Here is a 25557-nt window from a genome sequence, read left to right as displayed (position 1 = left end):
GCAATAATGTTCAATTATTCTAACATTAGAAAACCGGTTAAATATACTTAAGCTTACCCTGCTAAGGTATGTATAAATTATACCATACTATGAAATTGTATCGCTACCATAAAACTTACTGATTATACAAAATATACTTTTTACATATGATTCTTCGTGGAGAGTTGTACTTTCACAAAGGCCCCAACCCAACCAAGGAGCTGCCAAAAAACAATAGTAACTTGATGGCTATAGAGCTCAAAATCAGACAATCCACTAAAAAGAACACCGATAGCTAAAGCACCTATTCCTATCTGTGCAGCTTGTCGGAACATATCCCCTTTCAATCGAACAGATGTGATAACATGACCGACGATAACTGCTAGGAATGATAGCAAGCCAGGAATACCTGTTTCAGCCAATATATTTAAATATAAATTATGGGCATGATACATCAATACATTAGGGCCTTGAATGTAATAGTTATAATCTGGATAAACTAAGTAGAATGTATTCCACCCAATACCAAAGATAGGGTTTTCTCGTACGATATACATTGTGCTATCCCATAAAGCCCAACGAAGATCTGACGACGTATCATGTCCTTGGAATATAGACCAAAGTCGTGAGGCAACCTCACCTTCATAGAAATATAGAATTAGAGGTACCACTAACAAGGATAAGAATAATCTTCGTTCTACGAAAATAGCCCAATACAGAATCATGGCCGCAAAACTAATCCAAATACCACGAGAATAGGTTAATAGCATCGTTAAAAATAATACAATACCAACAATCAGCATTGTAACAATTTCACGAGTACGATTCTCCTTCATATAAACAAGAATATAGCTAATACATACACTTAGCACCATCAATAGATAGGCACCTAACAAGTTAGGATTTTGCAATGTAGACGCCATTCGACGCATCAATTTAGGGAATTGTGCTGCATCTACCCATTCTTTTATATGTATATTGGGAACAAATATATACTGATAGGCCCCTATAATGCATACAAGAACTGCTGTACCTAAAAAGGCACGAAGAAAATAGTTCCACTGTTTAGGTGTTCGAATATAGGTACGAACTAAATAATACATGCCCCCACCTGCTACAATTTGGTAGAACCAGCTCTGAATAGACCAATCCCAGTTTGGGGACATTAACGACGATACACCTGTCCAGATAACAAAGATCATAACAGTCCAAGATAGATAGCCTGTCGGCAAACTCAATGATTTACTAGAAATTAAATCATATAATGCCAGACCTATAGCCAACCAGAGAAGTACATCGCCTACCATTGGTTGAAGTGGCATCGCAATAACGACACCATAGATTAATCGTTCAATATAAAAGGTAATTCGTTTCTGATTAGGAATGAGTGAGAGTTCCATATTCTCACCTTAATGACTCATCTCATGGAAAAACCACTGACGAGCATCCCCTAGAATATATAAAGAACCACATACGGCAATGATATCACCAGTCTTTGTATGCTTATATGCCAATGCTAATGCAGCCTCAATAGAGTCTGCAGTTTGAGCCGTCGCCTTTGGTACAGTACGGCGAATCATTTTAACCAAGGTTTCCGGTACTTCCGTTCTATCGGTTGGTGCGGGCACAACGAGCACTGTGTCACCCACTTTAACCACTTCACGGATAATAGCCGCTTGGTCCTTATCTTTAAGAATAGCCATTACAATCGTTTTTGGGCTATCCTTAAACAACTCGTCATACGTCATGGCAAAAGACTCAGCCCCTGACGCATTATGAGCACCATCAAAAATAAAAGTACGATCTAAACCTCTTTTAACTTCAAAACGTCCTGCCCAAGTAGTACGAGCGAAGCCTTCACGCATCGTTTCTTCGCTGATATTCGTATCCTCTTTCATCAACAGGCGTACCGCCAGCAATGCACAAGCGAGGTTTACAGATTGGTGAATGCCCGCCATCGTCGTAAACAACATGGCAGGTGCTGCATCGTTAGTACTAACCGTAATCATTTGACCACCAGTTACAGCGCTGCGACTATCGATACCGAAATCTTTATTGAAAGCATAAAGCTTAGCATGTTTTTCTTTAGCTACGTCCTCAATGATACTAAGAGGAGTACCTTGTGCCGCTGTTACTACAGGCACCTTAGATTTGATAATACCCGATTTATGACGTGCAATCTCCTCTAAAGTATCACCACAGTACGCTTGATGATCTATAGATACATTAGTGATAACAGATACTTTAGGAGTAACGATGTTCGTAGAGTCTAATAAGCCACCTAATCCGACTTCTACCACAGCATAATCTACACCTTGTTCTTTAAAAAACAAGAATGCAGCAGCCGTCAGCATTTCAAATTGTGTTGGCGCTTCTACTCCATTACTAACAATAGTGTCTACTGCACCTTTAACACGACTGATTAATTCCCCAAAGGCTTCCTCAGTAATATTCCCATCATTAATTTGAATTCGCTCCGTATAGGATTGAAGGTGAGGCGATGTAAATCGCCCCACCCGTAATCCACTTGTAAACAGTGCGTAGGAAATGTATGAGGTAACCGAGCCCTTACCATTCGTGCCTGTCACATGAACAATTTTATAATCTTCTTGTGGATTTCCCAATACATCCATAAGAGCTGTAATTCGTTCAAGGCCAGGTTTAATACCGAATGAAGATGCCTGCTCTAAATAGGCTAAGGCCTCTTGATATGTCATATAAACCTCCTATTATAAGGTTTCGAGGAACGCTTCACGTTCCAATAACGCTTGTTGTTTTTGTTTATATTCTTCTAACTTTTCTTTTTCTTTTGCTACTACAGCTTCAGGAGCTTTTGCTAAGAAGCCTTGGTTAGACAATTTACCTTCCAAACGAGAAATTTCTTTTTCCATTTGGATTTTTTCCTTCGCAATACGCTCTCTTTCTTTTTCACCGTCGATCAAGTCTTTAAGTAAGAGATATACTTCCATACCATTGACAACGGTTACAGTCGCATTTTCTGGCTTTGGATCGTCGGTACCAAGAATTGTTACTTTCTCAGCCCAAGCCAATGTTACAAAGTAGTCACTATGTTCTGCTACAGTTTTAGCTAATGCTTCATCTGTTGGCGCTACGATAACCTCAGCTTTTTTACCTAGAGGCACATTCATTTCAGCACGCATGTTACGAATACCTTTGATAGCATCCATCATAACTTCCATTTGACGTGCTGCACCTTCAAGATTATCGAATTTCAATGCTTCAGGCCATTTAGTAACAACGATGCTGTCCCCTTCATGTGGCAAATGTTGCCAAATATGTTCAGTTACAAACGGCATGAATGGATGCAATAATTCGAGCATGTGACGTAAGATTGTTACAAGTAAATATTGAACTGTACGACGATCACGTTCGTTGCTTTCACTATACAAACGAGGTTTCGATAATTCAATGTACCAATCGCAGTACGTATTCCAAATGAAGTCATATACGGAACTCGCAGCTTCACCAAGTTCGAATTTATCGAGATTAGATGTTACGCTTTGTACTGTTTCATTGTATTTTTGAATAATCCATTGGTCTGCTAATGTCAAATCATCTGCTGTTGGAACGAAACTTTCATCATAATTTGTAAGGTTCATCAATACAAACTTGGATGCATTCCAAATCTTATTGGCAAAGTTACGGTTAGCCTCAACACGTTCCATATAGAAGCGCATATCATTACCAGGTGTATTGCCAGTTACAAGAGTAAAGCGCAATGCATCAGCACCATATTGGTCGATAACTTCAAGTGGATTAATACCATTACCCAAAGATTTACTCATTTTACGGCCCTGGCTGTCGCGAACAAGGCCATGAATAAATACATGTTTAAATGGGATTTCATGTTCAAACTCAAGAGCCATAAAGATCATACGAGCAACCCAGAAGAAGATGATATCGTAACCAGTTACAAGCACACTTGTTGGATACCATTGCTTAAGTTCTGGAGTTTGCTTAGGCCACCCCATTGTAGCAAATGGCCATAAACCAGAGCTAAACCATGTATCAAGAACATCCGGATCTTGTGTAACATGACCGTGGCAATGAGGACATTCTGTAATATCTTCACGACTAACAATCGTTTCACCACAGTCATCACAATACCATGCAGGAATGCGATGGCCCCACCACAATTGACGAGAAATAGTCCAATCGCGGATATTTTCAAGCCAGTTCACATATGTTTTTGTAAAACGTTCAGGAACGAACTCTACTCCGTGGTCTTTAACAACCTTAAGAGCTGGCTCTGCCAATGGTTTCATATCTACGAACCATTGCTTAGATACCATTGGTTCGATGATTGTATTACAACGGGAGCAATGACCTACTGCATGGTCATGATCATCAATTTTTTCAAGTAGGCCTAATTCTTTGAGTTCTGCTACTACTTGTTTACGTGCTTCTTCACGAGGTAAGCCATTAAATTTGCCAGCACCTTCATTCATTGTTGCATCATTGTTCATAACAACGATGGATTCCAAATTATGACGTTGGCCCATTTCAAAGTCATTAGGGTCATGAGCAGGTGTAATTTTTACACAGCCTGTGCCGAAGCTAGCATCTACATAGTCATCGGCAATTACAGGAATTTCTCGATTAACAAATGGCAAGATCAATGTTTTACCAATGAGATCTTTATAACGATCATCATCAGGATTTACTGCTACTGCTATGTCACCAAACATTGTTTCTGGACGAGTTGTAGCAACAACAACAAAACGATTATCTTCACCTTTTACAGGATATTTAATATGCCATAAATGGCCATGTTCGTCTTCATGCTCAACTTCAACATCAGATAACGCAGTGGCACAACGAGGACACCAGTTGATGATGCGTTCACCGCGATAGATCAACCCTTTTTCATAAAGGCTTACAAATACTTCGCGCACTGCATGGTAATACCCTTCATCCAAAGTAAATCGCTCACGGGTCCAATCACAGGATGCGCCAAGGCTACGGATTTGTTTTACAATAGTATCACCATATTCTTTTTTCCATTCCCACACGCGCTCTACGAATTTTTCACGGCCCAAATCATAGCGAGATTTTCCTTCTTCTTTAGCAAGCATCTCTTCTACTTTGATTTGTGTAGCAATACCAGCGTGGTCTGTACCTGGCATCCACAATACATTGTAGCCTTGCATGCGTTTGAAACGGATGAGGATGTCTTGTAATGTGTTATCAAGGGCATGCCCCATATGCAACATACCAGTTACATTAGGAGGTGGTAATACGATACTAAATGGCTCTTTATTCGTGTCTACTTCTTCGTGAAAGTATCCTTGATTTTCCCAATAAGAATACCATTTGCCTTCTATTTCACCAGGATTATATGTGGTTAAATTTTCGTAGGTTTTCATCGTTCCTCCTAAAATACTCCTTAGCGCTTCATAATCTTAGCCAATACAAATAGACTTGTTTCATATAGCAATATCATAGGTAATGCAATCATCGTTTGAGAAAACATATCCGGTGTAGGTGAAATGACAGCACCTATGATAAAGGATATAAGAATAAATATTTTTCGCTTCGTTTTTAAAAAGCGTGATGTAATTAAGTTGAAATATCCCAAAATAATTAAGATCAACGGCAGTTCAAAGATAAATCCAAAGGGCAGTACAAAGGACAATACAAAGTCCATATACTGACCAATGGAAAACATCGGTTGTAATTCATCTGTGGCAAAGCCCATAAAGAACTTCACTGCTGCAGGCAATACGAGAAAATAAGAAAATACAATACCTATTCCAAATAGACTAATCGCAACTGGTAAAATCCAGTTAGATAACTGCTTTTCTCGCACAGTTAGTGCAGGCTTAACAAATAGCCAAATCTGATGCAATATAATGGGAGCCGCTATGACGAGGCCTCCTACTACAGATACTTTCATATACGTAAAGAACGCCTCAGTAGGTCTCATATAATAGAGCTTGCCAGCTGGTTTTAGAAGTATTTCCAATAATAAGTCTACATAATAATAAGAAATACAAGTTCCCACAATAACCGCTACAACCATTATAATCAACCGTTTTCGCAGTTCTGAAAGATGTCCTACAAGAGATAATTCCCTCGCCTCATCCATCATCTTCTGTTCCATTTCAGTATAAATCGGCTCATTTTCCTGTTCCTCAGGAACGCGTAAATTCGCCACTTTATACCGTTCTTGCTCAGCCTTTTGCTCTGCTTCACGCCGTTTTTGACGAACTACACTATCAAAAGAAGGTTTTTGCATGGGATATTCGAAATCCGGTTTTGGTTCGAACGGTTCCATATTATACCTTTCTATCAGCCAGATTTTCTACAGCCATCACAAGGAATTCCTTCCCTGGAAAATCACGCACTGCAGCGAGTGCCGCTAAAGCATCTTTACAATATTTATCAGCTACAGCTAATGTATTATCGATACCACCTTGAGCAACAACATAATCGATAATGTCTTGCTCATTACCACCATTGTTTAAGCCTTTAATATCTTCAAGCAATTTATCTTTATTACCATCGTTAACGATACTTAATAACGGATACGTCAATAGTCCTTCTCGAAGATCGTTCCCTACAGGCTTTCCTGTCGTTTCCGTTGTTTCACGATAATCCATAATATCATCTGTAATTTGAAATGCCATACCTAATGCATGACCATATTTTTTTAATTCTATGATTTCAGATTCTTGCCAATCTCCTAAGAGACCACCAAGCTCCATACAGCCTTCCATGAAGTCTGCTGTTTTCTTTTGCGTTTTTGTCATATAACGCTCTATACCTTGATCAATGCGATATACATCTTCCATTTGCATGAACTCACCTTCTACAAGGCATGTAATAATATGAGAGAAGACTTGAAGATACTTCATATTCGTCATTTCAGATACGATTTTAAATGCTTTAGCAAATAAATAATCACCACTAAGGATAGCTACCTTATTGCCTTTATGCATGTGAATGGTATCTTCACCTCGGCGAATTTCAGCTTGATCTAATACATCGTCATGGATAAGTGTTGCTAAGTGAAGCATTTCAACAGCCTCAGCAATTTTGACGCGTTGACGCTCTATAGATGTCCCTGCATTAGCAATCAATAGGCACAATTGAGCGCGCAAACGCTTACCACCTGCTGCTGATAACGGTCGAATCAGTGCATTGAAGTCCTCTACACCGGTATTAAAAGATGATGCAAGAGACTCTTCGACACGCTCTAAATCTAAAGCAATGCGTTCCATAATCTCTAATTCGTTGGTTTGACTCATGCTTCATCTCCTACCAAAATTTTATTGATTCGTTGTTGTAAAAGCTCACGTCCAGTATGCTTTAAAGAGCTATACAGAATCGGCAATGTAGCCGTTGGATATAGTTCTTTAATAATAGACAAGTTTGCAGACTTTTCTTTAGCCGTCAATTTATCGGCCTTGGTCACTACAATTTGTAACGGCACACCGGCTTCGACGAGCCAATCAAAGGCCACCTTATCAATGGCCATTTCAGGATGGCGACCATCGATAAGTAAACACAACAACATCAATCGTTCAGAATGTAAAATATAATCGGCAATAAAGGAAGACCACAGATTGCGGTTTCCTTTATTTGTCTTTGCAAAACCATAACCAGGAAGGTCAACGAGAAACCAGTTATATCTGCGTTCCTCGGTTTCAGAAATATCCTCTTTTGATTCAATATCAAAGTAGTTTATCGTCTTAGTCTTACCTGGCTGACCACTAACGAGGGCTAACCCACGATAGTTACATAAAGAATTAATCAACGAAGACTTGCCCACATTAGAACGTCCAAGGAAAGCGATTTCTACTGTATCCCCTTCAGGATATTGATCTGCCTTCACACAGGAAGTATTATATTTTGCAGCTATAATACGAGGCCCCTTCGGTTCTTTTCGTGTATATTGTGGTTTTGGGCCCATTGGTTTAGTGGATTTTTTCTTCTTTTGCATTACACAAGTGCCTTTGCTAATACTTCATCCATTGTCTTAACTGGCGTAATAATGAGGCCTTCTTTCACAATGTCAGGTAATTCTGCAATATCCTTTTCATTACCTTTTGGAATCAACACCTCTTTAACGCCATGAGACAAGGCTGCTAATAATTTTTCTTTTAAGCCGCCTATTGGTAATACGCGGCCACGCAATGTGATTTCACCAGTCATGGCAATATCAGAACGAACCTTGCGGTTAGTCAAAATAGACACCATAGCTAATGTCATTGTAATACCTGCAGAAGGACCATCTTTAGGTGTTGCCCCTTCTGGCAAGTGAACGTGAATATCAAGTTTTTTATAAAAGTCTTCTTCGATTTTTAAGGCTTTTGCATTATGGCGAATATAACTCATAGCCGCTTGACCAGATTCTTGCATAACCTTGCCGAGACTACCAGTTAAAGCCAATTTACCGGTACCATTCATAGTTGTAGCTTCACATGGTAATACTACACCACCAACAGATGTCCAAGCTAATCCATTTACATAGCCAACTTGTGCTTTCTTTTCTCGCTCTTGGTCAACAAAGATCGGTGCGCCTAAGAATTCGTGAAGATTTTTAGTAGTGACTTTTGGCGCATCTCCGCCTTCTTCAACTACTTTGAAAGCAATCTTACGGCAAATCTTAGCAATTGTTTTCTCTAAAGTACGAACACCAGCTTCGCGAGTATATTCGGAAATTACCTTTTTTAACACAGCATCAGATAATTTAACCTTGTAATCTTCAAGGCCATTTTTCTTAATTTGCTTAGGTGTTAAGTAACGCTTAGCAATCTCTAGTTTCTCTTCTTCCATATAACTGGACAATTCAATAATTTCCATACGATCTAACAACGGACCAGGAATATTAGATGCTACGTTAGCCGTAGTAATCCAGAAAACTTCAGAGAAGTCGAACGGTACTTCAATAAAGTGATCACTAAATGTGCTATTTTGTTCTGGATCCAATACCTCTAATAACGCTGAAGATGGATCGCCTTTATAATCAGATGCTAATTTATCAATTTCATCCAATAAAAATACAGGATTCTTAGTACCTACATTTTTTAACCCCTGAATCATACGACCAGGTAAAGCACCAATATAAGTACGTCGATGTCCACGAATTTCAGCTTCATCACGAACACCACCTAAGGATGCACGGATAAACTTACGATTCATTGCTTTAGCAATAGAGGTAGCCAAAGAGGTTTTACCAACGCCTGGTGGGCCTACTAAACAAAGAATAGAGCCACTATTTTTACCAGTTAATTTACGAACCGCTAAAAATTCTAAAATGCGTTTCTTAACCTTTTCAAGGCCATAATGATCGGCCTCGAGCATAGCATGAGCGCCCTTAATATCTAAACGGTCTTCCGTTAATTCGTTCCACGGTAATGCCAATACCCAATCTAGGTAATTGCGCAAAATTGTTGCTTCCGGCATCAATTGAGGCATGCGGCTGTAACGAGAAATTTCTTTATCAATACGCGTATGTACGTCTTCACTTAGATTAAGTGCTTTTAATTTAACTCGTAGTTCTTCTGCCTCCTCCTCGGGATCCCCTTTATCACCCAACTCATCGTGGATAACGCGGATTTTTTCGCGCAAGAAATATTCCTTCTGCGCTTTTTCCATAGATTGACGCACTTGATTATTGATGGAATTTTCCAAATCAGAGATTTGTAATTCCATATTTAAAATGCCTACAATCATGTTAAGACGACGAGCCACAGATAATTCTTCAAGTAACTCTTGACGTTTCAAATTATTAATAGGCAATAGAAATGCAACTTGATCAGCTAATTCACAAGGATTGCGTAATTCCATAACGCGCGTTACACCTTCATCAGTAACTGATTTAGCTTCTTCTGCCCATTCGCCAAATTTAGCTTGAACCAAACGACGATAAGCTTCAAGCTCTACATCGTCTTCAAATTCAGACGCCACTCGTTCATAGTCTCCTATATAATAAGGGTCCATGCTAGTAATATTCATAAGATGAATACGAGTGATGCCCTCTACAAGAACACGTACTATACCACCTGGTAAGCGCAACATTTGTTTAATTTTTACTAATGTACCCATTTGGGCTAAATCATGAACTGTTGGTGCATCTACAGCATCATCTTTTTGAGTTACGACGGCTAAAATGCGATCCTCATTCATTGCGGCTTCCACCGCCTTAATGGATTTGTCTCGACCGATATCGAGGTGAATCACGATATTCGGGTATACGACCATGCCTCTAAGAGGTACGGTAGGAATCCCAATTTCGAGTAAATTCATACTTCCTCCAGGTATATATATATTATGAAAAGAAACTCATTCCTACACAGAAATGAGTTTCTTCGAATTACGATTTCAACTGGATGTCTTGGTCTGCCTCATTTTTGAGTATAGGTTCACCTGTGCTTAATACGGATTCACGATTCACAATGCACTTAGTTACTTCCGGCATGGAAGGAACTTCGAACATAACGCGTTTCATCACCTTTTCAATGATAGCACGCAAACCACGAGCACCTGTTTTTCGCTGTAAAGCTTCATCAGCGATTTCTTCTAATGCATCTTCAGTGAAAGTTAATTCTACACCATCAAGGGATAGAATTTTTTCATATTGTTTTGTTAATGCATTTTTAGGCTTTGTCAAAATTTGAATTAACGCATCTCTGTCTAACTGATCTAATGTTACCATTACAGGTAAACGACCAATAAATTCAGGGATCAAACCAAATTTTAATAAATCTTCAGGTACAACATCTTTTAAGATAGCCGATACATTACGTTCTTCTTTACGTTGTACATCTGCACCAAAACCAAGTGTTTTCTTAGCGGTACGTTTAGTAATAACTTTGTCCATACCATCAAATGCACCACCACAAATAAAGAGAATATTTGTAGTGTCGATTTGAAGCATTTCTTGATTAGGATGTTTTCTACCACCTTGAGGAGGAACAGAAGCAACGGTACCTTCTAAGATTTTAAGCAATGCTTGTTGTACACCTTCACCAGACACATCACGTGTAATGGAAGGGTTTTCAGACTTACGAGCAATTTTATCGATTTCATCGATATAGATAATGCCCCGTTCAGCCCGAGCTATATCATAATCTGCAGCTTGAATAATTTTGAGCAGGATGTTTTCTACATCTTCCCCCACATACCCAGCTTCAGTTAAGCTTGTAGCATCTGCAATAGCAAATGGTACTTCTAGCATTTTCGCTAAGGTTTGAGCCAATAGTGTTTTACCACTACCAGTAGGACCAATGAACAATACATTAGCCTTTTGTAATTCTACATCATCTACTACATTATCTGTTTGTAAGCGTTTGTAGTGATTATATACGGCCACAGCTAAAGAGATTTTAGCATCATCTTGACCAATAACATATTCGTCAAGATGAGCTTTAATATCTCTAGGCGTTGGCAATTCTTTTAAATTGAAGTCGTCCGTCTCAACCGCACCCAACTCATCTGCAATGATGCGTTCACAAACTTCAACACATTCGTCACAAATATACACGTTAGGACCCGCCACTAATTTGCGGACTTCTTCGCTTGTGCGTCCACAAAAACTGCAGCGCATAGTATCTTTATCTTTTGCCAAGGGGCGCCTCCATTACTTGCTTTCTACAGGTTCTCTTGTGAGTACCTCATCGATTAAGCCGTATTCAACGGCATCCTGAGCACTCATGAAGTTATCGCGATCTGTATCGCGAGCTACTACTTCAATATCTTGTCCACTGCGAGAAGCTAAGATACCATTTAACTCTTCACGCATGCGAAGAATCTCACGGGCATGGATTTCAATTTCAGATGCTTGTCCTTGTACACCACCTAATGGTTGGTGAATCATGATGCGCGCATGAGGCAACGCATATCGTTTACCTTTAGTGCCAGCTGTTAAAAGCACAGCACCCATGCTCGCCGCAGAGCCTACACAAATAGTAGACACATCTGGTTTGATATATTGCATCGTATCATAAATAGCCATGCCGGCGGTTACAACACCGCCAGGGCTATTGATGTACAAATGGATATCCTTATCAGGATCCTCTGCTTCCAAGAATAACATTTGCGCAATAACCGCATTTGCCACATTATCATCGATGGGCCCACCAAGAAAAATAATGCGATCCTTTAACAAGCGAGAGTAAATATCATAGGAACGCTCTCCGCGTTCACCTTGTTCAACTACGATTGGTACATACATGTAATCACCTTTTCATGTACCTAGTTAAGCAAGCTATTATTCTGCCGCTTCAGCGCCTTTTGCATTATCAATAATGAATCGAGCTGCTTTTTTGCGAGCTACAGAGCCTGCCAACATAGCTACACGACCTTCTTTTGCAATAATATCCCAAACTTCTTTAGGATCTGCTCCAAAGTTTTGAGCCATAATGAAGATTTCACGGTTCATATCATCTGGAGTTACTTCGATACCTTCAGCAGTCGCGATAGCGTCCAATACTAAATCAGCACGTACGTTTTCAGCTGCGGAATCTTTATATTCAGAGCGTAAATCTTCGATAGTTTTGTTGGAGAATTTCAAGTAGTCATCAAGTTTCAAGCCACGGCCTTCCATATTCATAGCCAACTCTTGAATCATTTGTTCTACGCGATCTTCAATCATTACTTCTGGGATTTCTACAGTTGCATTTTTAACAGCTGTTTGAATCAAGTCCGCATTGTAAGTATCGATTGCACGACGGGAAGCTTCTTCTTCCATTTTAGTGCGAAGATCTTTTTTCAATTCTTCAATAGTTTCGTAAGAGCTTGCTTCTTTGGCGAATTCGTCATTCAACTCAGGCAATTCTTTACGTTTAATATCATGGATATGAGTTTTGAATTCTGCTTCTTTACCAGCAAGTTCTGCTACAAAGTAGTCTTCAGGGAATGTTACTTTTACAGTTACATCATCACCAGCTTTAGCGCCAATCAATTGATCTTCGAAGCCAGGAATGAAGCTACCAGAACCGATTTGTAATGGGTAGGATTTACCTTCACCACCATCAAATGGTTTACCATCAACGGAACCAGCAAAGTCGATTACTGCAAAGTCGTCTTTTTGAATTGTAGCGCCTTCTTCAGCAACAACCATTTTTGCTTGTTGTTCACGAATATTGTTCAACTGTTCTTCGATTTGTTCATCAGATACTGTAGCATCTTGTTTATCTGCTTCTAAGCCTTTGTAATCGCCAAGTTTAACTTCAGGGCGTTTAGTTACAGTAGCTTTAAAAATCAAATCTTTGCCTTCTTCGAATTGTTCCCGTTCGATTTCAGGTTCAGATACAGGCACGATATCATTTTCACGAAGTGCAGCACTATAGTTTTGGCTAGCCAATACTTCAAACGCTTCTTCCAAGATAGCTTCTTTACCGAAGTTCATTTCCAAAATACGGCGAGGCGCATGTCCTTTGCGGAAGCCAGGGATGTTCACTTGACCTGCAATGCGTTTTACAGCTTGTTTAATGCCCTTATCTACTTCTGCTGCAGGTACTTCAATAGTTAACGTTACTACGTGTTGATCAACAGGATTTACAGTTGCTTTCATTTAAAATATGTCCTCCTCGAAGGGCAATATGCCCAAATTTCTGTAGTATATTATGCACTCCTAATAATAACATAAATGCAAGGTCAATGCAATTCTTCTCAATATACACTAAAAGACCACCCCAAAACGGGTGGTCTTTACATATTTTACATAATTATGCCAATTAGTTATCTTTAGCAATCAATTTGATAATGTCCCGACGAGACAAAATTCCAATCAAACGGTACTCTTTATCTACAACTGGCACATTTTTCAAATGTTGATCAAGCATAACAGATACAATTTCTTCTACATCTTTATCCGGTGTGGTTGTAATTACTTCATCAGTCATCAACTCATGAACGTGAGATGCCAATAATTTTTTAAATTGAGCATTGTATTCACCGATGCCATTGTAATAGATGCTAGCGCCTAATACATTAACATAATGAGGCACATGAGGACGTACTTTTTTATAAAGTAAATCACCTTCAGAGATAATACCTAACAACTTATTATCATCATCCACTACGGACACAGCTGTTAAATTATATTTAACCAATAAATCAGCTACATCAGAAATTGGCGCATCTTTGCCAACAGTAACAGGGTATTTATTCATTACTTCTTGGATTTTCATAGTGAATTCCTCCTTACAAATACATCTTGCTTTATTATACTATTCGCCACAGTATAATAAAACTCCTTTTTTCTGAAAGTATTATACAAATAATTTTTAAGTCTACGTCTTCTACCAATGATAAGGTTCATTACGATTGATTTTTGATGCTCGATAAATTTGTTCTACAAGTAGCAATCGAACCATTTGATGAGTAAAAGTCATAGGGCTAAAAGATAAATTATAATTTACAGCCTGACGTAATGTATCACTCACCCCAAAGGCACCACCAATAATGAAAGCCATATCGCTAACACCATCCACCTCAAGCTTAGATACCGTCTTAGCGAGTTCTTCAGAGGACATTGGTTTGCCATACACGTCAAGTAATACGGTATACGCATTTTTAGGGACCGCTTTTAATAAACGGTCTCCTTCTTCTGCAACGACTTGTTTGCGATCCGCATTACTCGGCTTATCTCCAATTTTACTTTCATTCAGCTCTGTAATTGTAATGCCACCATAGGGGCGCATGCGTTTCACAAACTCTGCTACGCCCTCACGTAAATAAGCATCCTTCAATTTGCCGATACAGACTACATAAAATCTCATTTTTACCTCTTCACAGATTGGATGGACACAATTTCATTAGGCTGACCATGTTGTAACTTCATTTCAGGTCCAATACGAACACCACCATCCACAAGCATTTTGCCAATAGTTTGGGTAACAAGGACAGAGTTATTATTATTTTCAGAACGATGGGCCAATATAACTTGCATAAAATCAGGACGTTTCATCATGAGTAGTGCTTGCGCAGCCATTTCATTACTCAAATGACCTTCATCACTAGCCACCCTTTGTTTCAAAAACGGCTGATATGGTCCGAATCGCAACATATGAGGATCATAATTCGCCTCTAGCACTAACAGAGTCGTATCATCAATTCTACGTAAAATATCATCTGAAATCACGCCTGTATCAGTGACAATAGTTGCCTTATCGTTCCCAGCAAACACATTTATACCAATTGGATCAGCCGCATCATGACTTACCGAAAAAGGTTCCACAATTAGACTCCCCAACGTCAAACTGCCCTTTGTAAGCTCGATTAATCGATTCTTTGGCACGATTAACTTATCTTGGATTTCACGCCAGGTGCCTTGCTTCGTATACACAGGAATATCAAATCGTTTTAGTAATTGTTGTAATCCCGCAATGTGATCACTATGTTCATGACTGACAAATATACCCTCTACCTGTGCCATATCAATTTGTAATTCTTTTAACCCATTGACAATGCGTCGACAACTGATGCCTACATCATGCAATATGACGGAGTTCCCTTTTTTTATCACTGTACAATTGCCCTTACTACCACTGGCAAGGACATGGACCTCCAACGGTGAGGATTCACTCATCAAAACACTCCATATACTTAATCATAAATCTATTATTTCTGTAAAAGTCAATAGCTTAGTTATTTAGTTAAATATTGTATTAACTCATTTAAATTCAAGCTATTATTACGTTCTTTCAGATAATTTAGTCAGACGCTCTACAAAATACGACATATTAGCCTCAATATCTGGCCCTCTGCGGAACATATCGCCTCCAACAAGGAACATCGTATCATTTCCGTACAGCTCAACAAGTTCATTAAGACGAGTATCTGTAACGCCACCACCTGGTGCAGGGCAAGCCGCCTTCATCAAGCCCATTGGTCGTTTAATGTAAGAGGAAATCCTCTTGCATTGTTCCTCTGTAAAAGTAAAGCGTCCACCATAAGATACGAAGATTGGCATATCAGCCCCAAAAATACGAGGTAATAAACCTAGTTGTAAGTAATCGGCTACACCAGATACACCAGGGCTCACAAATCCACCAGAATAAGCGGGATGATGAATAATAGGCAATCGTAATTTTTCATCAGTAGCTAATTTGTGTAACCAACCGAAACCAACGAGACCTGAAGCCACCATGAGAGCTGTAGCACCAGCCTCTTTGGCAAAATAAGCGCGTTCCAATACGTCTGTGCCATCACCAGATACATTTGCTGCATATAATGTATGTGTCCCATGTGTAGTGTTCATTTCCTGTACCATAGAAGCACATCGTTTTACACGATCTTTATATTGAGAGAAGGACTGATTAGAAATACCATGATCATCCTTTATGACATCTGCCCCACCACGTGTATAGGCTCCACACATGCGAGCCAATTCCCCGTTTGGTGTTCCCATCGGCTTTACAACGGCTTGAATCATTGGACGCGTCGGGGTTTCCACTAAACAACGAATTCCTTGCAAGCCAAATCGTGGTCCCTTAAACACATCGTAAAGTGTTGGACATAGTTCAATATCTACTACCCAAATATGTGGCTGTAACGAAGAATTACCAAAGACAACATTTAAAAATTGTGTAGCCTCTAAGGCCGTGGTATCTACGTGATATGAAATACGAGCCAAATAGTAACGAGAGGTGTCAATTACAGCATTTGGCATCACACCTACATTGATATAAGGAGAGTCTTCTACTATAGGTTCAAGAGATTCTAGTCGACCAGTAATAGTTTCTTTAATGTATGGATCCGTTACAAACTCATAAGGAAATTCTATGGTTTGCTCCACTTGAACAGCCCAAGCAATTGATTTTGCTTCTTCATATGTACTCGCTTCTATTCTATATATAACTATAAATCGCTCGTCTTTCATAATGCGTCTCCTTTACAATAATATTATTTAATTATATACCAAAGTAGTATACGATTCCATAAAAAAAGACCTCACTCCAAATCAGAGTGAGATCTTTTTAACAAACGAAAACATATATATTGATGTTTTACCTATACTAACAAGGTTTCTACTGTGAGAGACAATACATATAATCGCATGAGAGTAAACTCGTCTAACTATATCTTATTGGTAGAAATGTTTAGGATAACCTTTGAATCGTGTGAAGTGACGATATTTACGAGTCGCACGATTAGGTTCATTAACAGTTTTATAACCAAAACCATTAAACATTACATTTAAAATAACAGCTACTATACTACCAGCTGTGATACCAGATTTCAAAAGAATTTGAGCCCATGCTGGAAAGTGTGTATAGAATTGAGGTGCTGCAAGAGGAATCATGGATACCCCAATACTAATGGCAACTAGCATCAGGTTATAGTTACCATCGAAACTAACTTTACCAAGAGAACGAATCCCACTGGCGATAATCATGCCGAACATAGCAATTCCTGCGCCCCCTAGTACAGCATTTGGAATACAAGCTACGATAGCGGCTAATTTAGGGAAAAGGCCTAATAAAATTAAAATTACACCAGATGCTGCTACAACGAAACGACTCTTAACACGTGTTACAGCAATAAGACCTACGTTTTGAGCAAATGCTGTATACGGAAAACTATTAAGGATACCACCAATAATAGTGGATAAGCCATCCGCACGAAGTACCGCAGCCAACTCTTTTTGACCAATAGGTTTATCTACGATTTCTCCAACTGCAATACTATCACCAGTTGTTTCTACCATAACTACGAGCATTACAATAATCATAGATACAATAGAAGCAAAGTCAAAGGTTGGAAGGCCAAAATAGAATGGTGTCACAACAGAAATCCATTGAGAACGCCCTACTTCTGAAAAATCTGTAATACCAACAATCATAGCTAAGGCTGTACCGAGAATAAGCCCAACTAAGATTGCCAAATTACCAAGGAAACCTTTACCAAATCGATAAGTTAATACAACGAGAACAAATGTAGCTACACCAAGAGCTATGTATAGTGGATCGCCAAAGTTTTTATTGCCTACGCCCCCCCCCATCCAGTTAACAGCTACTGGCATCAAGTTGATACCAATAATAGTAATGATAGTACCTGTTACTACAGGTGGGAATAGCCGAATCAAACGACTGAAAAATGGTGCCACAAGGAATGTAAAGAGACCAGCTACGATAATCGCACCGTAAATGGTAGTAATATCATGCTGCTGACCAATCAGAATCATTGGACCTACAGAAGCAAATGTTACACCTTGAATAAGAGGAATGCGACCACCGACAGGTCCGAACCCTAATGTTTGAATCAATGTAGCTACACCACATGTAAATAAGTCAGCTGTAATCAAACGAATTAAATCTTCAATTGGCAAATGCATAGCTTGTGCAATAATAATTGGTACAGCTACTGCCCCAGCATACATAGCCAGAACGTGCTGTAAACCATAAGCGAATAACTGCGGGATTGGCAGCATACCATCTACATGGTCGACACCAGATGCACCTTTACTCATAAGAATCACCTCATATCTTACGTTTTAGTTACTAGTTAAACAATATAGTCATACTATCGTACATGATAGAGTTTAGAAATCTCATCGACTTCACGTGGGAACCTTGATGGCTAGGGGCAAAAGCCCCTACCATTAAGCAAATATTCTATTTTTTATAACCTGTATGTTTAATCGGCAAGGACCTACGTGGTTCTCCGTCGATACGACGATACGCATTTGCAATAGCCGGTGCAATCGGAATGCTAGAGATTTCGCCAATACCTTTAGCACCGTATGCATATTGTTCTGGTGTCCCTTTTTCGATAAGACTTACATGAATTGGAGGACATTGGGTAGCTCTAAGAAGTCCTAGCGTACCGTATTTAGATGTTACATACCCTTCTTTATAAGGGAAGTCTTCTGTAACGGCATACCCCATTCCCATAATGGCACCACCTTCGGCCTGACCTGTACAGGATTGAGGGTTCACTACACGACCTACATCGTATGCTACATGTAAATTAGCAACCTTATTGTCTTCACCAATTGTTGCTACACATGCACCATAACCATAGGCAACGTGATTTTTTGGATGCGATTTATCAGAATTAAATGGATCTGTTTCACCGAGAAACTCTTCATAAATCTCTACGCCATTCAGTTCTTCTAATGTTTTAGTATCTAACATTTCTTTTAAGCGAAGACTTGCTTTACGCGTTGCTTCACCGGTAAAGAGCGTTTGGCGAGATGCAGTAGTTGTACCAGAATCTGGTGTACGTACTGTATCAGGTCGTTCTACAAATACTTTATCCGCCGTTAAGCCTGTCGTTTCACAAAGTACTTGTGTTGCCATAGTAGCCATGCCTTGACCAATACAAGCGGCACCCGTACGAATACGAACTTTACCATCACGTACTTCTAAAATAACGCGACCCGTATCAGGTAGTCCTACACCAATACCACTATTTTTCAAACATACCGCAAGGCCAGTACGATCAGAGGCATAATATGCATCTTTTACAGCTTCCAAACATTCTACTAAAGCGGTTTCTTTGGAACAAATTTGGCCGTTTGGTAATGAGTCACCAGGGCGTACAACATTTTTGTAGCGGAATTCCCAAGGATCCATGCCTACCAACGCAGCTAATTCATCAATATTTTGCTCTTGACCAAAGATAGTTTGTGTTACGCCAAACCCACGGAATGCACCACCAGGAACAGTATTTGTATAAACACATACACCATCAAAGGCAAAATTATCAAAGTGATAAGGGCCACAAGAATGAGTACCAGCACGTTGAAGTACAGGACCACCTAAAGATGCATACGCGCCACAATTAGAAACGATATTTACCTTACTTGCTACCAAATTACCTTCCGCATCACAAGCTGTTGTAATATCCATTTCCATCGCATGACGTTTAGTATGAATATTGAGACTTTCTTGACGGGAGAAAAGTACCTTAGTTGGTTTTCCTGTAAGCCAAGCTACGAGTGATGCATGATGTTGTACGGTCATATCTTCTTTACCACCAAAGCCACCACCTACGAGCATACTGTGAACCTTTACAGCCTCATTCGGAATACCAAGCATACGAGCAACTTCACGACGATCATCATAAACATTTTGGCTACCTGAATGCAGATGAATTTCATCACCCTCACGATATGCAACGGCACATTCTGGTTCCATAAATGCATGGTCGGTTTGAGGTGTGGAATAATGATTTGTTACTACAAAAGCAGCCTCTGCAATAGCCTTATCTACATCGCCACGAGATAATGTTTGACGAGATAATACATTTCCCTCTGGATGTAACTGAGGAGCATCTGGTTTTAGTGCTTCCAATGGATCTAGTACGGGTTCTAATTCAGTATAATCAACTTCAACTAGAGCCAATACTTCGTCTAAGTATTTCTTTTCTGTAGTTGCAACAAGTGCAATTGCATCGCCTACATAACGTGTAATATCACCTTCGGCGATAAGTACATCCCAATCCGGTACTAAATGACCAGTCTTATTGAATGGTACATCCTTAGCAGTCAATGCCGTTACACATGCTGGATGTTCAAGAGCTTTAGACACATCAACACGATCAACTCTAGCTCGTGGGTATTTAGAACGCAATGCTTTGGCATAAATCATGCCATCCATATAGATATCATCAGAGTATTGTCCAGTACCTAATGCTTTTTCCTCCGCATCTACACGGTGTAAACGAGCGCCTACATTACCATTTGTATCCTTTTCTGGAACTGGTAAGTTCTCACGGAACATTTTTGCAGCTAGCATAATGCCCTCTTCAATTTTTACATAGCCTGTACAACGGCAAATATTACCTAATATCGCCTTTTTAACATCGTCAGGTGTAGGGTCATTATTTTCGTCAATCAATACTTTTGCACTAATAATCATACCTGGTATACAGAAACCACACTGCACCGCTCCGCATTCACCAAAAGCATAGGTGTATACTGCTTTTTCTCGTTCAGATAAACCTTCAATCGTGACAATTGATTTACCGTCTAATTGAGATAGTTTGCTTACACAAGCCTTTGCTTTTTTTCCGTCTATAATTACTGTACACGTACCACATGCACCAGCACTACAACCTTCTTTAGTGCCCGTCAACTTTAAATCAGCTCGCAAGAAATCAATTAAACGTTGATCCTCTTGAACCTCATATTGGGTGCCATTCACTTGAAAGCGGTACATATATAGCCCTCCTCTCATTAAGGAATACATTCACCAAGATACGATTCTGTTAAGGATCCATCTTGTACCACATGGTGACCTCTAAGGATAACATCTCGAACCTTGCCAGTTACAGATATTCCTTCGTAAGGTATATAGTCAGCCTTTGTATGGGCGGACTCTTTTGAAAGCATATGTTCTATATGCTTATCTACAATTGTTATATCCCCATCACTACCTACAGCTAATGTACCCTTCTTGGGATACATGCCATATAGCTTTGCTGGGTTTTCACTAACTAATTTCATAAAATCTACGGCACTCATATTGCATTGGTTTACCAATACATCATAAGCAACGATGCCCCGTTCCTCAGCACCTGGAATGCCACCAGGAATACGAGTAAAGTCATGACGACTTTTTAATTTTTGCCCTTCAAAATTGAAGCTACAATGGTCGGAGCCAATAGTTTGGAAAGTACCATTTACTAAAGCGTCCTTCAATGTCATTTGATCTACTTCAGTTCTAAGAGGTGGACTCATCACGTATTTAGCCCCTTCATAATCAGGTAAACTATATCGTGATTCATCAAGTACCAAATACTGTGGACATGTTTCACAAGTCACTGCATGCCCTAGTGCACGTTCTCGAAGGATTTCTTCTACCCCTTCCTTAGAGCTTACATGCACAACATGTACTGGATAATTTAGAGAAGCGCCGATTGTACTAAATCGTTTAATCGATTCCGATTCAATCATAGCAGGTCTTGTAAGTGGGTGGTTACTTATATCTAAGTCACCGCACTTACGCTTATCAGCTACGAGTGCATCGATGAGGTCCCCATTTTCACAGTGAGCCCCTACAATTGCGCCTGTTGGTTTTATAGCTTCAATAGCGTCATAAATTTCTCGGTCCGTTAAACGGAACCCATAAGCTAAATATACCTTAAAGGATGATACACCAGCTTTAACCACTTTCGGTATTTCACTGGCCACCGTATCATTCATTTCTACAAGCTCCATATGGAATTTGTAGTCACAGGAGCAATGCCCTGCAGCACGCTCCTTATGAACCTCTAAGCCTTTACAAAGGGAGCCATCCTCAGGAGAAGCAAAATTGATAATTGAAGTAGTCCCACCAAGGATAGCAGCCTTCGTACCACTATCAAAATCATCCGCAGTCGAGGCTAAAGCATTGGTCATTTGAAAGTGTGTATGAGGATCTATAAATCCTGGGAATACGTAGCAACCTTTTGCATCAATTACTTTAGCCCCTTCTGGAACAGGAACGTGTTCATCGATGGCGACAATTTTATCACCATCAATTAATAAATCTCCGGTAAGGATTCGATCAGTTAAGACCAATTCCCCTTGTTGTATGATAATCATGATACATAGTACACATGCTCTTTACAGAATGCATGTACAACTCCTTTCAATTCTTCAGGTAATGCATCAATGTCACATACGGCTTCTTCACCTTTGAAGCGATAACCACAGCTAGTGCCTGTGATGTAGAAACCATCATTTGTACTATCTGCTAAAGCTTCAGCATTGTGGAAGAATGTAATGCGATCCTTGTATGGTTGACAAGGTTCTACGCAATGACATGCACAGTTACCACACTCATTACAGCTTTGATCAACATGGACGATCAATTTAGCATCATTTACAGTAACGACTTCATTACATCTATTAGGACATACGCGAACACAAGCACCACAAACTACGCGGCAGTGATAGTCAGAGCTACGTGTACTAGGGAAGGATGGCATTGCTTCACGTTTCTTCTTCATAGCATCGCTCTTCTTGAAAATTTTGTTCTCAGCGATGTCTTTAGCAAGTTCAGCGATAAGTTCTTTATGAACTTTTAAAGCAGCTTTGTAATCAGTAGATTCTACTTCGTCTGCTAAACCTTTGAAAGTATTGTAACCTTCGCCTTGCAGAAGAATTGTACATACTGTTACAGGCCAGATACCACAATCAAAGATAGCTTTAATGTTTTGTTTTACAGCACCGCCGCTATAAGACATTGGTAAACGTTCGCCGAATTGAGCACTTAAAAGCTCAGCTACACCAATTGTTACGGGTAACAAGGATTTACCAGACATGTACATTTGCTCGCCTGGCAATTCATTGTTGTGAATTTGTACAGGGAATGTATTTGTCAATTTAACGCCAAAGATCTTGTTGTGTTTTTCACCAAGAGCGATAAGACGTTCTAACATTGGAACAGCTTTATCGAATTGAAGGTCAACTTCAAATTGATGGTCTTCAAAGTCAATGTATTCAAAGCCAGCTTTATCCAATAATTCTCTAATGCGTTTTGGACCTAACAATGTAGGGTTGCATTTTAAGTATAGGTGAAGACCTTTTTCACTGATAAGGTACGAACAAATGGATTCGATTTCTTCTGCTGGGCAACCGTGCATTGTGGACAATGTGATTGCTTGACAAAGTTCATCACCAATAGAGTTGATGAAATCAGCATCAATATGTTCAAATTCATCTACGTGGTCAAGGCACCATTGTTTACAAGTATCCCACATTGGAGATTGAGATGCACTGCGCATTGTGTTGATGAATTTATCAACCATAGGGCTCTTGATACCAGCTAAGTTGTAGCCAACACTCATGATGAATAAGAATCCATCTGGATCGCCTAATCCTAATTCTTTAGAGATTAATTTTAATGCGAACCAAGCTTTAATGTATTCATCAGCAGCTTCATCACAGCTATATTCAGAAGACCATTCTACATTATATGCTTCATCTACAGAGTAGATACAAGGTCTAGGAATACCTAGTTCTTCACCGTACATGATTTGTACGGTTTTTAATTCAATACAACGAGCACCAGCTACATAAGATGCCACAATATTTTGTGCCAACTGTGTATTAGGGCCAGCTGCTGGACCTACAGGATTTTCAATGGATTTACCAAAGATAGATAAGCGTTGATCATGATTCGTACGATGAATTTTATTTACATTGTAAATACGATTGTACATCTTGTACTCAGTCATAATGTGGTTCATCAAATTTCCGAAACTTACCGGATACATAATGTCACTCATAATGTCACACTCCTTTAAAGCGCTTGCGTTATGGGTTTAGTCGTTTCCATAAACCTTTAGATGTTGCTAAAACTTCGTCCATTACTTCAGCTTTATCAATGCCTTGTAATTTACGATCAATCATGCGTGGTACACCATCACTAATAGTTGTTACCACATACATACCATTAGCACCGAATAACAAGTGACCATTGATGTTATTTTCATCAAGTGGTGTTGGTGCTGCGTAATCAAGAACAATTACATCAGCTGCGGCACCTTTTTTAAGGATACCTACCGTAGTGTCGAAGAATTCATTAGCCATGTTACGGTTGTTTTCAAATAGCATATGAGGTACTTCTCCCCAGCCTACATATGGTTTATGTTGCTCATGTTTCACGAGACAGTTCGCTACTTTATAAGATTCGAGCATATCATTTGTATAACCATCTGTACCAAGACCAACAGTAATACCTGCATCTAATAGTTTCAAGATATCTGTTGTGCCTACTGCATTACCCATGTTACTTTCTGGGTTATGTACAACCTTAGCTTGAGATTCCTTCAACAATGCTACATCTTCATCAGTTACGTGTACGCAGTGACCAGCGATGCTCTTAGGACCTAAAATGCCAGCTTCAACAAGTCGTTTAACAGGTGTCATGCCATATTTTTCTTTACTATCTGCCAAATCTTCTGGCCCTTCTGCAACGTGAACATGATATCCCAACTGATCCTCATTATGAGCTTTCACATAATCTAATGTTTCCGCGCTCAATGTGAAAGATGCATGCAAGCCCATCATCGCCGCCAGTCTGGATGAATCTTGTTTCGCCTCTTTACCAAAACGGACATTTTCTGCCACAGCCGCTTTCATTTGATCCGGACCATTGCGATCTGACACTTCATAGCACAAACAAGAACGAACGCCGAATTGTTTAGCTACATCTGCAATGATGGATAAGCTGTTAGGCACTTCACCATAACTTGCATGATGATCAAAAATAGTAGTTACGCCATTTTCGATACAGCCTAAATATGTAAGTAATGCACTTGCTTTTACATCAGGAGCGGTCAATTTATTATCTAAGTAGAACCAAAGGCCTTCCAAGATTTCACCGAAGTTAGTCGGTGCTGGACCTGGCAACGATAAGCCTCGTGCAAGAGCGGAGTAAATATGATGATGTGCATTAATGAAACCTGGCATAATCAAGCCACCATGAGCATCAATAATTTCTGCGTTTGCATAAGCTTCGCATAATTCATTATATTTACCAATATCAACAATTTGAGTCCCGTCGATAGCAACAGCACCATCATAAATGATAGGTCTATCAGCGTCGCGAGTAATAACAGTACCTTTTCCTAATATAATCATTTGGGCACCTCCTCAACGATTCGTTG

General features: G+C 39.5%; 19 protein-coding genes. All 19 read right to left on the bottom strand.

The genetic code is table 11. From position 1 onward, the window contains the following. Positions 1 to 140: 140 nt before the first annotated feature. Positions 141 to 1379 carry an O-antigen ligase family protein gene (locus tag ACMKPP_RS05255; RefSeq protein ID WP_295814437.1) on the bottom strand — a complete coding sequence of 413 codons (1239 nt, stop codon included), beginning with the start codon at positions 1377 to 1379 and terminating at the stop codon, positions 141 to 143. Between the two features lie 9 nt (positions 1380 to 1388). Next, positions 1389 to 2696, bottom strand: coding sequence for a bifunctional folylpolyglutamate synthase/dihydrofolate synthase (locus ACMKPP_RS05250; RefSeq protein WP_418369385.1), 1308 nt, complete (start codon positions 2694 to 2696; stop codon positions 1389 to 1391). Between the two features lie 12 nt (positions 2697 to 2708). Beyond that, positions 2709 to 5366 carry a valine--tRNA ligase gene (locus tag ACMKPP_RS05245; protein ID WP_418369384.1) on the bottom strand — a complete coding sequence of 886 codons (2658 nt, stop codon included), beginning with the start codon at positions 5364 to 5366 and terminating at the stop codon, positions 2709 to 2711. Between the two features lie 20 nt (positions 5367 to 5386). Continuing rightward, complete coding sequence (gene tatC / locus ACMKPP_RS05240) at positions 5387 to 6277, bottom strand: twin-arginine translocase subunit TatC (protein WP_418369383.1); 891 nt, start codon at positions 6275 to 6277, stop codon at positions 5387 to 5389. 1 nt (position 6278) lies between these two features. Next, positions 6279 to 7250, bottom strand: coding sequence for a polyprenyl synthetase family protein (locus tag ACMKPP_RS05235; RefSeq protein ID WP_287507262.1), 972 nt, complete (start codon positions 7248 to 7250; stop codon positions 6279 to 6281). After that, positions 7247 to 7945, bottom strand: coding sequence for a ribosome biogenesis GTP-binding protein YihA/YsxC (gene yihA, locus ACMKPP_RS05230; RefSeq protein WP_418369382.1), 699 nt, complete (start codon positions 7943 to 7945; stop codon positions 7247 to 7249). Before yihA ends, ACMKPP_RS05235 begins: the two co-directional genes overlap by 4 nt. Beyond that, positions 7945 to 10254, bottom strand: a complete 2310-nt coding sequence (gene lon, locus ACMKPP_RS05225) for an endopeptidase La (protein WP_418369381.1) — start codon at positions 10252 to 10254, stop codon at positions 7945 to 7947. The genes yihA and lon overlap by 1 nt, the downstream gene beginning before the upstream one ends. 67 nt (positions 10255 to 10321) lie before the next feature. Next, positions 10322 to 11575 carry an ATP-dependent protease ATP-binding subunit ClpX gene (clpX, locus tag ACMKPP_RS05220; protein ID WP_295814422.1) on the bottom strand — a complete coding sequence of 418 codons (1254 nt, stop codon included), beginning with the start codon at positions 11573 to 11575 and terminating at the stop codon, positions 10322 to 10324. 12 nt (positions 11576 to 11587) lie between these two features. After that, on the bottom strand, positions 11588 to 12181 hold the full coding sequence (clpP, locus tag ACMKPP_RS05215) for an ATP-dependent Clp endopeptidase proteolytic subunit ClpP (protein WP_004696517.1): 594 nt from the start codon (positions 12179 to 12181) through the stop codon (positions 11588 to 11590). Between the two features lie 36 nt (positions 12182 to 12217). Further along, the gene (gene tig / locus ACMKPP_RS05210; RefSeq protein ID WP_295814413.1) at positions 12218 to 13522 is read right to left on the bottom strand and encodes a trigger factor; all 1305 of its coding nucleotides are present in this window, start codon (positions 13520 to 13522) and stop codon (positions 12218 to 12220) included. A gap of 163 nt (positions 13523 to 13685) precedes the next feature. Further along, positions 13686 to 14141 (bottom strand): CBS domain-containing protein, encoded by a 456-nt coding sequence (locus ACMKPP_RS05205; protein WP_004696521.1) that lies wholly within the window; start codon positions 14139 to 14141, stop codon positions 13686 to 13688. A gap of 111 nt (positions 14142 to 14252) precedes the next feature. Then, positions 14253 to 14732, bottom strand: coding sequence for a 23S rRNA (pseudouridine(1915)-N(3))-methyltransferase RlmH (rlmH, locus tag ACMKPP_RS05200; RefSeq protein ID WP_418369380.1), 480 nt, complete (start codon positions 14730 to 14732; stop codon positions 14253 to 14255). A 2-nt stretch (positions 14733 to 14734) separates the two neighbouring features. Further along, complete coding sequence (locus ACMKPP_RS05195; protein ID WP_008714316.1) at positions 14735 to 15541, bottom strand: MBL fold metallo-hydrolase; 807 nt, start codon at positions 15539 to 15541, stop codon at positions 14735 to 14737. A gap of 105 nt (positions 15542 to 15646) precedes the next feature. After that, complete coding sequence (locus ACMKPP_RS05190) at positions 15647 to 16834, bottom strand: RuBisCO large subunit C-terminal-like domain-containing protein (protein ID WP_205112520.1); 1188 nt, start codon at positions 16832 to 16834, stop codon at positions 15647 to 15649. A 204-nt stretch (positions 16835 to 17038) separates the two neighbouring features. Continuing rightward, on the bottom strand, positions 17039 to 18424 hold the full coding sequence (locus ACMKPP_RS05185; protein WP_004696527.1) for a nucleobase:cation symporter-2 family protein: 1386 nt from the start codon (positions 18422 to 18424) through the stop codon (positions 17039 to 17041). Between the two features lie 145 nt (positions 18425 to 18569). After that, on the bottom strand, positions 18570 to 21119 hold the full coding sequence (gene xdh / locus ACMKPP_RS05180; RefSeq protein ID WP_004696528.1) for a selenium-dependent xanthine dehydrogenase: 2550 nt from the start codon (positions 21117 to 21119) through the stop codon (positions 18570 to 18572). A 17-nt stretch (positions 21120 to 21136) separates the two neighbouring features. After that, a complete protein-coding gene (gene hydA, locus ACMKPP_RS05175) occupies positions 21137 to 22486 on the bottom strand; it encodes a dihydropyrimidinase (RefSeq protein ID WP_418369379.1) in 1350 nt (449 codons plus the stop codon). Then, complete coding sequence (locus ACMKPP_RS05170) at positions 22483 to 24174, bottom strand: selenate reductase (protein WP_418369378.1); 1692 nt, start codon at positions 24172 to 24174, stop codon at positions 22483 to 22485. Before ACMKPP_RS05170 ends, hydA begins: the two co-directional genes overlap by 4 nt. A 28-nt stretch (positions 24175 to 24202) precedes the next feature. Further along, positions 24203 to 25531 (bottom strand): putative aminohydrolase SsnA, encoded by a 1329-nt coding sequence (ssnA, locus tag ACMKPP_RS05165; RefSeq protein ID WP_418369377.1) that lies wholly within the window; start codon positions 25529 to 25531, stop codon positions 24203 to 24205. Positions 25532 to 25557: the final 26 nt, after the last annotated feature.

This window comes from Veillonella parvula, assembly GCF_048309325.1.
GTDB classification, from domain to species: domain Bacteria; phylum Bacillota; class Negativicutes; order Veillonellales; family Veillonellaceae; genus Veillonella; species Veillonella parvula_T.
The sequence above is the reverse complement of the archived record's forward strand: the minus strand, read 5'-3'. Positions and strand labels throughout refer to the sequence as shown.